Source organism: Verrucomicrobiota bacterium, from assembly GCA_019247695.1.
GTDB lineage: Bacteria > Verrucomicrobiota > Verrucomicrobiia > Chthoniobacterales > JAFAMB01 > JAFBAP01.
This window is the reverse complement of record JAFBAP010000022.1, coordinates 23,172-36,621: the sequence shown is the minus strand read 5'-3', so window position 1 is coordinate 36,621 and position 13,450 is coordinate 23,172. Positions and strand designations below refer to the sequence as shown.

Genomic DNA, 13,450 nt, shown 5'->3' with positions numbered 1-13,450 from the left:
GTTCTTCTGCGTGTTCTGCGGATGATCCTTCTTCCTGCTGTGGTCCGCAGAAAGTGATCTAATCCCCACCTACCGGCACAAAACAGCGGCGAGAAAAAAAGACCCGCCGGTCACCCGACCGGCGGGCAGGTTGAACGAGAGAAGGTATACGGGAACATACTTACAGAAAGGCCCGCCGAGGGACAATCGGGGCGTTTCCGAATCAGAGATAAGGATGTTCCCTGGCACCGTTCGGGAATGCTGCCCCCGGCTTTGCTTGTCCGCCCCTAAACGAAGAGCGGAAGTGCCTCCAGCCGCGCACCCTGTTCACGCATCACTTCCTCCTCCGGGGCGGAGACGAAGCGACTCGCCGCGTCGAGAACTTTCGGGAGCAGGTGGATGTCGCCTGGGGTCGCGAGGAAGACGTCAGGGCGCGCCAGCACCCAGTGGACGGCTGCGTCAATGTCGCGCTGGTCTTCGAACGGTTCGTACCACGTCGCATGCGTGTGCTCGCGTCCCCACCAGGGCCGTCGCGCAATCGCTTTGATCGTCAGCACGGCCGTGTTCCGCGCCTTGCACGCCGCTGCGACCCGTTCAAAGGCGCCGGCGAAATAGTCGTGCTGCATCATGAGGTAATTGTACGGCAGCAGCACCGAATCGAAGTCGAAGCGTTCAAGGCTACGCAGATGCGTCGCGGCGATCTGAGCGCCGTGCCCTGTGACGCCGATAAACCGTACCAGACCCTGCTCGCGCGCCTCGATGCAGGCCTCGAGCGCGCCTCCGGGACTCAGCGCGATGTCCCATTCGATGGGATCGGCGAGGTTATGAAGCTGGATAAGGTCAACCCGCTCCACCCCCGTACGTTTCAGCGAATTGTGAATGTCGCGCTTGGCCTCGTCGTAGGTGCGGCTGCCCGTCTTGGTGGCGAGGAAAAAGCGATCGGGATACCTTTTCAGCCATGGGGCGATTCGAAGTTCGGCATCACCGTAGCTGGCGGCGACATCAAGGTGATTGACGCCGTACTTTAGCAACACCTCGAGGGTACGATCGGCTTCGTCCTGCGTGACTCTGGACAGAGCGGCGCCGCCGAAGACGGTCCGTGTGCTCTCGTGTCCGGTGCGTCCGAAAATCTGCTTCGCAATCATGGCTGTCTCCATCCTATAGAACAAATCGACGTACGTGTATTCATAGCAGTTTAAATATGCAAACGATTTTGGGGTTCGGGGGCCGGCATTCTAACGTCCCTCAATAGGAGCGATCGCCCCGGCCGGTTCGGTCTGTCCGCCACCGGCATCGACTTTCAGTCCCGCGTCGCCCGGCCTGTAAGCTTGTAGTTCAACTTTGACCGGGTGCGCATCCCAAATCTTCCCACTGTATTCCCGAATCGCCCGGTCCGAAGAGAAAATGCCCACGCGGGCCGTATTCAAGATCGACATCCGCGTCCAATGGTCCGTATCCCTGTATGCTTGGCTGACCTGGTCCTGGCACTTCACGTAAGATTCGTAATCGGCAAACAGCATGTACGGGTCATGCTTCATCAACGAATCTACCAATGGTTCGAATAACCGGGTGTCGCCGTTGGAGAAGTGTCCCGAGCTGATCAGGTCAACTGCGGCGCGTAAATTCGCGTTAGCGTCGTAGTACTCTCGCGGACGATAGCCCGCGGCGCGCTTTTCAAACACTTCTTTAGACGTCAGACCGAACAGGAAAAAGTTTTCTTCGCCGACCTGCTGCCGGATTTCAATATTTGCGCCGTCCAGCGTGCCGATCGTCAATGCCCCGTTCATCGCAAGCTTCATGTTGCTCGTTCCGGACGCCTCATAGCCGGCCGTCGAAATCTGCTCCGACAGGTCAGCCGCAGGGAAGATTCGTTGCGCCTGCTTGACGTCATAGTTAGGCAGGAATACTACCTTGAGACGATCGCGGACGTCCGGTTCACGGTTCAGCACCTCGGCAACGGAATTGATCAGTTTGATGATCAGCTTGGCCATGAAGTATCCCGGGGCCGCCTTGCCTCCGAAAAGAAAGGTGCGGGGCAGGAGGTCGATGTTGCGATCGTGTTTGATGCGGTTGTACAGGGTAATGATGTGCAACACGTTCAAATGCTGGCGCTTGTACTCGTGCAGCCGTTTCACCTGCACGTCGAACATGCTCTCCGGGTCCACCGTGGCGCCGGTTTGTTTTTGGATATAGCTCGCCAGGTCCCGCTTGTTTGCCTGCTTGATCTGCCGGACCTCACTCCGGAAACCGGGATCTTCCACGAAGGCTTCCAGCTTCCGAAGGTCCTCCAGGCGGGTAATCCAACCATCCCCGATTTTCCGGGTCGCCAGGCGGGAGAGCCGGGGATTGCTGGAGACGATGAAACGGCGCGGGGTAACGCCATTGGTGATGTTGAGGAATTTCTCCGGCCAGAGTTCGAAGAAATCGCGTAGGGTGGTCTCCTTCAGGAGTTGGGAATGCAGTTCGGCCACGCCGTTGACGGCGTGGCTGCCGACGGTCGCAAGGTAAGCCATCCGGACGTAGCGTTCACCGCTTTCATCGATCAGGGACATCCGCGCAACCCGCGCCGGATCATCCGGATACTTCCGGCGAACCTCGTCGAGGAACCGACGGTTAATCTCGTATATGATCTCCAGGTGCCGCGGCAGGAGGTCGCCGAACAAGCGGACCGGCCATTTCTCGAGCGCTTCCGGCAGGAGCGTGTGGTTGGTGTACGCAAACGTCTTACGGGTAATGTCCCAGGCGGTTTCCCACGCTATCCGGTGCTCATCCACGAGTAACCGCATGAGTTCGGCGATCCCGATCGACGGATGGGTATCATTCAGTTGCACCGCAAACGTCTCATGGAATTCCTCCAGGCTTCGTCCCAGACGCAAGTGGATGCGGATCATGTCCTGCACAGAGCAGGCAACGAAGAAGTATTGCTGTTCCAGCCGCAACTGCTTTCCCTGGACCACGGCGTCGTTGGGGTAAAGAACTTTGGAGATGGTCCCGGTCACCACCTGTTCGTGAACGGCGCCGTAGTAGTCCCCCTGGTTGAATTCCTGAAAGTTGAACGATTCAGAGGCTTCGGCCTTCCACAGGCGTAACGTATTGGCCGTGTTGACGTGGTAGCCGAGAATTGCCATATCGTGCGGGACACCGCATACGATCCGCCTCGGAATCCAGCGCATCCGGGAGCGGCCCTGATCGTCCGTGTAGCATTCGGTACGGCCGCCGAAGCCGACCTCCACGGTGCGGTCAGGACGGCGGATTTCCCACGGGTCGCCCAGGCGCAGCCACTGGTCGGCGACTTCGACCTGCCAGCCGTCGCGAATCTCCTGGGTGAAGATTCCGAATTCGTAACGGATTCCGTAGCCGATGGCGGGAACTTCCAGGGTGGAAAGAGAATCCATGAAACAGGCGGCAAGCCGTCCCAAGCCTCCGTTACCCAGACCCGGTTCGGCTTCCTGTTCGAGCAAACGTTCAAGGCGAAGCCCGGACTCTTCCACCGCCTGGCGGACTTGCTCGTAAATTCCCAGGCTGATCAGGCTGTTTCCTAAGCGCGGTCCAAGCAGGTATTCCGCGGAAAAATAGGAGACGATCCTATGGTGTTTTTGTTTAAGGTAGGTTTCAATGGTGTTGATCCAGCGGTGTAACTGGCGATCACGCACCGTATAGGCCAGCGCCATGTAGAAATCATTTTGCGTCGCGATCTCCGGAAACCTGCCCTGAACGTAAAATAGGTTGTCCGCAAAGGCTCGTTTGAGGGTTTCGACGCTCAAGCCGGTACGATCGTCCTCAATGGAGAGATTTTTACAGCAGGAATCCAACGGTTTATCAGGTAAGGGATCCATAATGTATCGTACAGGGCATACTGAACGGGCGTAAAACAAACGGTAAAACTCGCGCTTTGCAAGGCACGTGAATCGAAGATCGCCGTTATCCCCGGCCCGGCGGAGCTCGCCTGGCCGGGTGATGTGGCAGCACACGGGCAGGAGTCCCAATGAACTGCGACAGCGAATTCAGTTTGAAAGCGGACGGTTAGCCCCGGAACATGGCGCCTAACTTCGTGCCGATCAACCGCGACGCGGCCGCGACGGTGACGGCCAGAAACACCATCGCCCAGACGCCGAGGGCGGCCGCAAGGTACCGGCCCTCGCCGAGAATCGTCGACAATTCGTAGATCGCTTTCGCGATCGGATAATCGTTTTGCTTCTGTGCGAGTACGAGCGAGTCCGACACCTCGAGCATGGCAAACGCGAATGCCAGGAGGGCTCCGGAAAGCAGGTTCGCGCTGATCAAGGGTAACGTGACCCGTGTCAACGCACGGAAGGGTGCGGCGCCTGCGCTTTGGGCCGCTTCCTCCAGCACGATGCTGGCCTGCTGAAAGCCGGCGGTTGCCGACCGGACCACGTAAGGGATCCGCCGTACGGCGTAGGCTACCACCAGGAGAACGAGCGGGTCACGGGTCGGATCCAGGAAGTTCAGAAAGCTGCCCCGGCGCGTAAGGGCCAGGTATCCGAACGCGAGGATAAGTCCCGGCACGGCGAGGGGAAGCGTGGCGAGAGCGTCCAGCAGGGAGCGGCCGGGGATTGCGGTTCGTGTCACCAGGTAGGCGATGGCGACTCCGAGCAAAAGATCGATCAGGGTAGACAGGGAGGCGTAGATCAGGCTGTTCCGGATGGCGGGAACGGTCAGGTGATCGCCCAGCGCCAGAGCGTAATGCTGCAGGGTAAAGGAGTGCGGCAGGATCGCCCGGTACCAGTCCCTGGAGACCGAGACGAGAATGACGCCGATGTGGGGCAGGACGGCCAGCAGGCAAACGGCCAGGAAGAAGGCGGAACACAACGTCCCCCGGAGCCCGTGCAGGGAGTGAATTTGCCCGCTATGCCCGCCGCGCCCGGGCGAGGCCGGCGGCGGCGACCCGATCGCGATTCGGACGCTGAGGTAGATCAGCGCAGAACTGATGAGCGTCACTGCGACGAGGGCGTAAGGAAACGGATTGCTCCCGATGTCCCTGATGCCTTCGAAGATCTGGACCGGGGTCACCCGGTAGTAATCGAACATCAGCGGCACACCCAGCTCGGTGAATGCCCAGATGAACACGATGCTGCCGCCGGCAAAAATGCCGGGCATGATGAGCGGGAGAGTTATCCGCCGGGCGCGCCGCAGGCCTGAACACCCGAGATTTTCCGCGGCCTCCATCAATACGGGATCAACGTTTGCCAGGGCCGCAACGAGGTTAAGGTAGAAGATCGGGTAAAGGTGCAGTGCATTGAGCAGAATGATGCCCCATTGACGACCGCTCCCGAGCCAATCGATCACCTGGCCGGGCCGGAGCCATCCGGCGGCGTGGAGCAGGGCGTTGGCGGCGCCTTCCTGGCCGAAGATCTGGCGAAATCCGATTGCGCCCACAAAGGGCGGCAGCATCATCGGCAGCAGTAAAAGCGCCGAGAGCGTGCGCTTGGCCGGAAACTCGAACCTTTGACCGAGCCAAGCCAGGGGCGCGGCAATGGCGAATGCCAGGAGCGTGCTCCCGGTCGCAAGTTTCAGCGCGTTGACAAACCCTTCCAGGTAGACCGGGTTCCGAAAAACCTCGACGACATAATCAAACGTTAAGGCGCCGGTCTGATCCAGAAATGCCCCCCGGAGCGCGGTTAGAATCGGCAGAACAAAAAAGATCCCGAAAAATGCCAGGATTCCGAAATACAGGAATGCCAGCATTGGATGTGAGCCGGTAGGGATCCGTCGCCGCCGCCGCCGCCTGCTCCCGCGGACGGCGCGCGTTGCATTGGAAGGGGATTCGATCATGCCTCAATGCCCCTCTCGCGCCAGCCGTTCGGCCTGGCGGTATTGGTCGCGGAAGTGAGTCGTGAGCTCTTCGGCCAGACGGATTTCCTGGACGCGGTCGGCGGATCGAAGCGTTTCCCGGATTTGTTGCCGGGCGACGTCGTAGCGAACGCGGGAAACATCGAGCAGTTTCTGGAAACCGGGCGAGTTTACCGGGGCGTTGCCGATGGCGCGGCGAGCCGCCACGAGTTCCTCGCGTGAATCGATGCACATGACGCGGACTAAAAACCGGATTGCGGAGAAAAGCGGCGCGGTCCACCCCTCATGGTACTGGAAGGCCTCAGCGTCGCGGTAGGGGTCGGCGTCCCGGTCCGCGAGGGACGAGCGCAGCGGTTCGCGGTAAAATTCCTTCCGGACCGGCAACCGCCTCAGCACATAGCGCACGGGGCCGCCGGGCGTCCCCGGACGAAAGTCCCAAAGCTTTTGACCTTCGGGTTGCAGGACAAAATCGATGAACGCCCTGGCGACCTGCGAATGGGGCGCGCCACGAAGCAGCGCGATCGAATCGACCCCGACGGAGGTTCCACCCAGGACGTTGGTGTACCCGAGCCGGCTCCGGCCGTTTCCGTCGGCCACGGCCTCGCTTTCAAAGCGGCCGTAAAAGTCGATGCACATGCCGGCCGCCGCTTCTCCGTAGGCGACATCCAGAGGCACCTTCGACGCCGCATCGCTGAAGTAGCGGGCGTTGGCCGCGAGCCGGATCAGGAGCTGGAGCGCGCGCTGCCATCCTTCGGCCACGGCTTGCGCTTCCAGCTTTTCCCGGGATTGATCTTTCGCTGACCCCGATAACTCAGACAACCGTTCATTCATCTGTTGCTGGATCAGCAGCTCAAAAGCCTTCGCGGCAGAACCGCTTTTGGTCGGATCGGCCAGCGCAATCGCTTTGAAGAAGTGTGCGTCAGCCAGGTCAGCCCATTGTTGCGGCGGCGATGGAACGCCCAGGCGCTCCAGAACATCGGGATTGTAACAAATGCCGAATCCGGCCAGGCAGGTGCCGACCCAGCGGCCCCGCTCGTCCCAGTATGGTTCGCCGCCGAGGGACCGTGGGATCGCCAGGTCGCCGTTGCCGCCGAACAGTTCCGGGAAACGGCCGAGCGCGCCGCTGTCGACGAGAAACCCGCGATTGGCGAAGTTGATAAAATCAAAGCTGCCGCCCCCGAAAAGGAGATCGATCCCGCAGCCGGCGTCGGAACTCAAAAATGCCTTTCTGGCGGCCTCGCCGGGGGAACCTTGCTGGGCGTCGGCGCGCACTCGCGGGTTGGAAAAGCTCTCGAGGACCTCACGGGTCCAGGGACGGTGGAGCGTTCCCGACCAGTAGGCTCGAAAGGCTGCTTCAAATTCCGAGTCGAGGTACCGGACGATCTCGGCGGTACCGCCCGGAAGGCGCCAGTCAAGGCGGACCGTGCGCCCGGTCTTTTTCCGGTAGTAATCGGCGAAGGCGCGGGTGAATTCGAACCGGATGGTCTCGTCATGGGGCGAGATGATCACGAGTGAATCCTGGGCCGAATCATGGCCGGCTTCCTGCGGTTGCCGGAGCAGGAGCGGGACCGCCAGAATCAGGCCGAGACACAACAGAAGGGGAAGTACGCCGCGCATCGTTCTATTCCCCGAGGAGCGTCACCTCTTCAGGGTCCACGCCTAAATAATATTCGCTACCGGGTTTCACGCGGCCCGGCCGCGGATTCAACTCGGCAACTTTAAGGGTATCAGTCCCGCAATGAAACCGGTGCTGGGCAATCTGGCCAAGGTAGGTGGTTTCGAGCAGCTTCGCCCGCCACGCAGGCCCCGGCGGCTGGTTGTCTGAGATGCGAATGGCTTCCGGACGAAGGCAAAGCACGACGCGTGACCCGGGGGACAGGACGTGCCCGGGGGGATCGGCGGCCCGCAGGGAGCGGTTACCAACCTTGATGGTCAGGAATTCGTCGCGGCCGACGATCTGCCCGACCAGGAAATTGCCTTCGCCGATAAACTCCGCCACGAACCGGCTACGCGGCCGGCGGTAGATTTCCGCGGGCGTGCCAACCTGGAGCAGTTTGCCGCCGTCAAGGATCGCGATGCGATCGGCAATGGAGAGGGCTTCCTGCTGGTCGTGCGTAACGTAGAGTGAGGTTAACCCGAACTGCCGGCAGATCCGGCGGATCTCGCCTCGCATTTCCAACCGGAGATTGGCATCCAGATTGGATAACGGCTCATCCAACAGGAGGCAGGCCGGCCGGATTACGAGCGCCCGCGCCAGGGCCACCCGCTGCTGCTGGCCGCCGGACAGTTCGTGAATCTTGCGTCGGGCCATGTCTTCGAGCCGGACGACGCGCAAAGCTTCGGCAACCCGCCCTTCGATTTCCGGTTTAGGGAGGTGCCGTTCCTCCAGGCCGAACGCGACATTCTTTGCCACGGTTAGGTGGGGCCAGAGCGCATAGTTCTGGAAGACCATGCCCGTGTTGCGCCGGTGAGGCGGAACGCGGGTGACGTCTTCGCCGTCGAACAGGATCCTGCCTTCGTCGGGTTGATAGAACCCGGCGACGTGGCGGAGGAGGGTGGTCTTGCCGCAGCCGCTTGGACCCAGGAGAAAGAACAGCTCACCCGTTTCGATTTTCAACCCGACGCGGTCGAGCGCGAGAAAGTCACCGAACCGTTTGGAAAGATTCTCAATCGTAATCATGCCGTACGCCCTCCGTCCCGTTCGTTTGTTTGTGCGCTGACGCCTCAGCGGTCATCTGGTATCAGTTGCATGATAAGCGCCGGGGAAGCAACCGGAGCGGCGATGGGTGAGCGGGCCGCAAGGCCGTGGTTTTCTTTCCGATTTTTATCGAAATGCCGTTTGACAACCTGGCACCGGCGCACAATATCGTGTTACTGGCACGAGTTATTAAACCGGCGCGAGACCCCCGTGGAGGTTAGTTTATGGCCGATGCGCGGCGAGGCTCCGGGTTTTAGCGCTGCCATCCAACACTCCAAAGTTCCCCGGAAATGTCCAGCTCAATCCCCGTTGCGTCTGATTCCGCGACCCTCGCGACCCCGGCGATCCGGCCGCGACGCAGCCTGCTCGCCAGCCAGGCATTTTGCGGTTGGCTGTTTGTCTTTCCCGCGCTGATCGGGTTTACCCTCTTTTATTTCCTGCCGACCATCCGGGCGTTTTACATCGGGCTGACCAACTGGAACCTGATGCGGGCGCCGAAGTTCCTGGGGCTGGAAAACTATCAGAAGTTAATCGCCGACCAGAGGTTCTGGGAATCGATGTGGGTCACGCTCCTCTACGTGATTTATAACATCCCGGTTCAGACCGTTTTCGGGCTGTTGCTGGCGGTGCTCATCAACCGGTTGACCGGGTCGGTGTTGATGCGCTCGATTCTGCTGGTTCCATACCTGATCTCGAACGTGGTGGCCGCCATGATCTGGCTCTGGATGCTCGACCCTGTTCTAGGGATCGTGAACATCATTCTGGAACACATCGGCCTCGGACGCCACGCCTTCTTTAGCGAGGGGAGCCTGGCATTGCCGACGATTGCGGCCATCAACATCTGGCGTCACACCGGCTTTATCGCGCTGCTGTTTTACACCGGATTGCAGGCGATCCCGCGGCACCTGTACGAAGCGGCCCGGATCGAGGGCGCTTCCGAATGGAAGATGTTTTGGTCCATCACCCTGCCGCTGCTGCGGCCGACGCTGGTGTTTGTGCTCGTGACCAGCGTCATCGGTTCATTCCAGATCTTTGATACCATCGCCGTCACCACGCAGGGTGGTCCGGGGATATCCACCCGCACGATCGTCTGGTACATCTATCAGCTGGCCTTCAGCAGCATGCGCATGGGCTACGCGTCGGCCATGTCGACCGCGCTCTTTTTCGTCCTGATCATCATCACCGTCATCCAGATGCGGGTCTTGCGCTCCGGGCAATCGGACCTGGGATGAAGCGAAGCAGAAGAAGGAGGTCTGGCGTTTACATGGAAAAATCGACGCGAAAACCGAGCGTGGGCCGATGGTTGGGCTACGCGGCCCTGGTCGCGTTTGCCCTGCTTTCGCTGGGGCCGGTGTGGATCGCGCTCAAGACCGCGCTGACCGGTTCAAACGCGCTTTTCCAGAGTGCGGGCTCGGTCCTGCCGCAGGATCCGACGCTGTTCAGTTTCCAGCGGGTGCTTGGGCTGATCGATCCCTCCGATCCGCGCCTGCAGCAGACGGGGTTGGCCAAGGTCGATTTTCTGCGGGCACTGGTCAACAGCATCATCTTCACCATCGTGGCGGTGGCGCCGCAAATTTTCTTTAGCGCGATGGCGGCTTACGCCTTTGCACGGTTGAAGTTCCCCGGCGGCAAGTTGCTGTTCTTCCTTTTCGTCGCGGCCACCATGATACCGGCAGCCGTCCTGTTTATCCCGAATTTTATCCTGATCCATGATCTGGGCTGGTTGAACACTTTTCAGGGCATGGCCGCGCCTTACGCGCTGATGACGCCGTTCGCGGTGTTTTTCCTGCGCCAAATGTTCCTGGGCACCCCGGGTGACGTCGAGGAAGCGGCTCGCATCGACGGCGCTTCGTATTTTTCGATTTTCTTCCGCATCATTTTGCCGCTGCACCGGACTTCGCTCGCCACGCTGGCGATCCTGACGACGGTGGCGACCTGGAACGACTTCTTCTGGCCGTTCCTGATCGGGCGTGACCCCTCGGTGCGCGTCATTGCCGTTGCGATTAACGCTTTTCGCACGCAGCAGCAGTCCGGCGTGCCGGACTGGACGGGCTTGATGGCCTGTACGGTCCTCGCGATGATTCCCGTTGCCGTGCTCCTGGTTGTCTTCGGCCGCAAGGTGGTCGAGTCGTTCCAGTTCAGCGGGATGAGATAAAAACCTAAAACTCCCCAAACTATCAATGTTGCACCTTAGCAAACCGCTGTTTGCCGCCCTGCTGTTAGTCAGCGCGTCAGCCCATGCTGCCACTACCATCAATTACTGGCTCTGGGACCCTGCCCAGTTGCCGATGTACCAGGCTGCCGCGGCCGCCTTCCAGAAGGCCAACCCGGATATTAACATAAAAATTACCCAGACCTCCTGGGGCGACTACTGGACCGCGTTGAGCACCGGCTTTGTTTCCGGCACGGCGCCTGACGTGTTTACTGATCACCTGTCTCGCTACCCGGAATTCGTCCAGAATGATTTGCTGGTCGACGTCGGCCCGATGATCAAGAAAGAAAACGTGCCTACGGACAACTACCTGGGCGGCCTTTACCAACTGTGGGGTAAAGGGGGCAAGCAGTACGGGTTTCCGAAAGATTGGGACACCATCGGCATCGTTTATAACAAGGCGATGCTCGACAAGGCCGGGGTGGATCCGAAAGAGTTGAATGACCTCACGTGGAATCCGAAGGACGGGGGTACGTTCGGGCAGTTGATCGCCAAGCTCTCGATTGATGAGGCCGGCAACAACGGCTCGTCGCCTAATTTCAACCCCAAGAAGGTTAAACAGTACGGCCTCCTGATCGATGGCATGCCGGACGGTTTCGGCCAGACGGAATGGAGCCATTTCGCGGTTTCGAACGGCTTTAAGTTTCATGATGGTCCTTGGGCGAAGGGCTTTCATTACGACGACCCTCGGCTGGCTGAAGCCCTTCAATGGATCGCCGACACGAGCCTGAAAAAGGGGTTTATCATCCCCGCCAAGGACGCCCGGCAACTCGGGGCCAACAGCCTGTTTGCGGCCCAGAAGGGAGCGCTGGCGCTGACCGGTTCGTGGAACATCAATTGGTACCTTGACAACGCCAAGTTCGATAAAAATTTCGCTCCGTTACCGAAAGGCCCGCAAGGCAGGAAATCGATGTTCAACGGCTTGGCCGATTCCATCTGGACGGGCAGCAAGCATAAGGCCGAGGCGTGGAAGTGGGTTAAGTTTCTCGGATCCGAAGACGCGCAGAAGATTGTGGCCAGCTACGGCGTGGTGTTTCCCGCGATCAAGGGTACGGCTGAGGTCGCGGAACAGGCGATGAACAAAAAAGGCGCAGAAGTGTCGCCGTTCGTCCAGGAAGCGACCGACCCGAACGGGACTTTTCTTTTCCCGATTGCCGACCACGCCGCTGACGTCCTGCGCATTATGCGCGTGGCGCTCGACGCGATCCTGCTGAATGGCGCGGACGCGGCGTCTACGTTGAAGAAGGCCAATGCCGAAGTGAACGCCCTATTCGAGGACTAAGTTTGCTGGTTTTTTTGGTCCTGATGCTACCCGGATCCTCGCGTGTAGACGCGAGGATCTCCTGTTTCCAAGCCTCTTATTCGAAGAACCGCCCACATGAGTAACCCAAACCGAAAGATCACCTTTATCGGGGCAGGCAGCACCGTGTTCGCCAAGAACCTGATCGGTGACATTTTGTCGTTTCCCGAGTTGGCAGATTCCAATATTTGCCTGTTCGACATTGATCCGGAGCGTCTGAAATCGTCCGAGATCGTGGCCCGCCGGATCATCCAGACTCTCGGGGCATCGGCGAAAGTGGAGGTGACGACAGATCGTTCCCAGGCACTCGAAGGGGCCGCCTACGCGATCAACATGATTCAGGTTGGGGGCTACCGGCCCTGCACCGTCACCGATTTCGAAGTGCCCAAGCGCTACGGGCTTCGTCAGACGATCGCTGATACGCTGGGCATCGGGGGCATCATGCGGGCCCTGCGGACGGTTCCGGTGTTGATTGACATGTGCCGGGAAATGGAGCGCCTCTGCCCGGACGTCGTGCACCTGAATTATGTTAACCCGATGGCGATTAACTGCTGGGCCATGTACGAAGCCTCGAAGACGCGCACGATTGGGCTTTGCCACAGCGTACAGCATACAGCGGATGAGTTGGCTCAGGACATCGGCGTGCCGGTGGAGGAAATTAATTACTTGGTGGCCGGCATTAACCACATGGCCTTTTACCTGAAATTCGAGCGTGACGGCCAGGACCTTTATCCGGAAATCCGGCGAGTGGTTGATGAAGGACGGGTTCCCGAGTGGAACCGGGTGCGGTATGACCTGTTCACCCGGGTCGGCTACTTCGTGACGGAATCGAGCGAACATTTTTCCGAGTACGTACCTTGGTTTATCAAGGAGGGCCGGCCGGATCTGATCAAGAATTATAACGTGCCCTTGGATGAGTACCCGCGCCGTTGCGAAGTCCAGATTGCGGAGTGGCAAAAACTGCGGTCTGACCTGGAAAGTTCGGATCAGCCGGTCGAGGTCCGCCGCAGCGTCGAGTATGGCTCCAAGATCATTCATAGCCTTGAGACGGGCACGCCTCGGGTCATCTATGGCAATGTGGCCAACCATGGCCTCATTGAGAATCTGCCGGCTGGCTGCTGCGTTGAGGTGCCGTGCCTGGTGGACAAAAACGGGGTTCAACCAATCCGGATCGGGCGTATCCCGGCGCATTTGGGCGCATTGATGCAGACGAACATCAATGTGCAGGCGCTCACGGTTGAAGCGATCCTGACCGGCAACCGTGATCGTATTTACCAGGCGGCAATGCTTGACCCGCACACGGCCGCCGAACTTGACCTGAATCAGATCTGGGCCTTGGTGGATGATTTGCTCGCAGCCCACGGCGAGTGGATCCCGGAACGCTTGCGAGCCGTTCCGAGGAAGGAAAAAGCTGTGGCGGCTTAGGGCAAAGCTGCGGCGGGGGTGCTGG

The 13,450-nt window shown here is 59.7% G+C and carries 9 protein-coding genes; 4 read left to right on the top strand and 5 right to left on the bottom strand.

The window, feature by feature from the left end; all coding sequences use genetic code 11:
• Positions 1-266: 266 nt before the first annotated feature.
• The 5 genes from JO015_02525 to JO015_02505 all read right to left on the bottom strand — a co-directional run bounded on the left by JO015_02525 (position 267) and on the right by JO015_02505 (position 8,470).
• Positions 267-1,124: an aldo/keto reductase gene (locus tag JO015_02525; protein MBV9997966.1), complete on the bottom strand. Its 858-nt coding sequence runs from the start codon at positions 1,122-1,124 to the stop codon at positions 267-269.
• 90 nt (positions 1,125-1,214) lie between these two features.
• On the bottom strand, positions 1,215-3,815 hold the full coding sequence (locus JO015_02520) for a glycogen/starch/alpha-glucan phosphorylase (GenBank protein ID MBV9997965.1): 2,601 nt from the start codon (positions 3,813-3,815) through the stop codon (positions 1,215-1,217).
• Between the two features lie 187 nt (positions 3,816-4,002).
• Entirely contained in the window at positions 4,003-5,685 is a 1,683-nt protein-coding gene (locus tag JO015_02515) for an iron ABC transporter permease (GenBank protein ID MBV9997964.1), read from the bottom strand.
• A gap of 90 nt (positions 5,686-5,775) precedes the next feature.
• The gene (locus tag JO015_02510) at positions 5,776-7,407 is read right to left on the bottom strand and encodes an extracellular solute-binding protein (GenBank protein ID MBV9997963.1); all 1,632 of its coding nucleotides are present in this window, start codon (positions 7,405-7,407) and stop codon (positions 5,776-5,778) included.
• Between the two features lie 4 nt (positions 7,408-7,411).
• On the bottom strand, positions 7,412-8,470 hold the full coding sequence (locus JO015_02505; GenBank protein MBV9997962.1) for an ABC transporter ATP-binding protein: 1,059 nt from the start codon (positions 8,468-8,470) through the stop codon (positions 7,412-7,414).
• 308 nt (positions 8,471-8,778) lie between these two features.
• On the opposite strand from JO015_02505, the gene JO015_02500 reads away from it, so the two are divergent.
• The 4 genes from JO015_02500 (at position 8,779) to JO015_02485 (ending at position 13,425) form a co-directional block, all read left to right on the top strand.
• Positions 8,779-9,720: a sugar ABC transporter permease gene (locus tag JO015_02500; protein ID MBV9997961.1), complete on the top strand. Its 942-nt coding sequence runs from the start codon at positions 8,779-8,781 to the stop codon at positions 9,718-9,720.
• A gap of 32 nt (positions 9,721-9,752) precedes the next feature.
• Complete coding sequence (locus tag JO015_02495) at positions 9,753-10,643, top strand: carbohydrate ABC transporter permease (protein ID MBV9997960.1); 891 nt, start codon at positions 9,753-9,755, stop codon at positions 10,641-10,643.
• Positions 10,644-10,668: 25 nt separating this feature from the next.
• Positions 10,669-11,982: a sugar ABC transporter substrate-binding protein gene (locus tag JO015_02490; GenBank protein MBV9997959.1), complete on the top strand. Its 1,314-nt coding sequence runs from the start codon at positions 10,669-10,671 to the stop codon at positions 11,980-11,982.
• A gap of 96 nt (positions 11,983-12,078) precedes the next feature.
• Positions 12,079-13,425, top strand: a complete 1,347-nt coding sequence (locus JO015_02485) for an alpha-glucosidase/alpha-galactosidase (GenBank protein MBV9997958.1) — start codon at positions 12,079-12,081, stop codon at positions 13,423-13,425.
• Positions 13,426-13,450 lie beyond the last annotated feature (25 nt).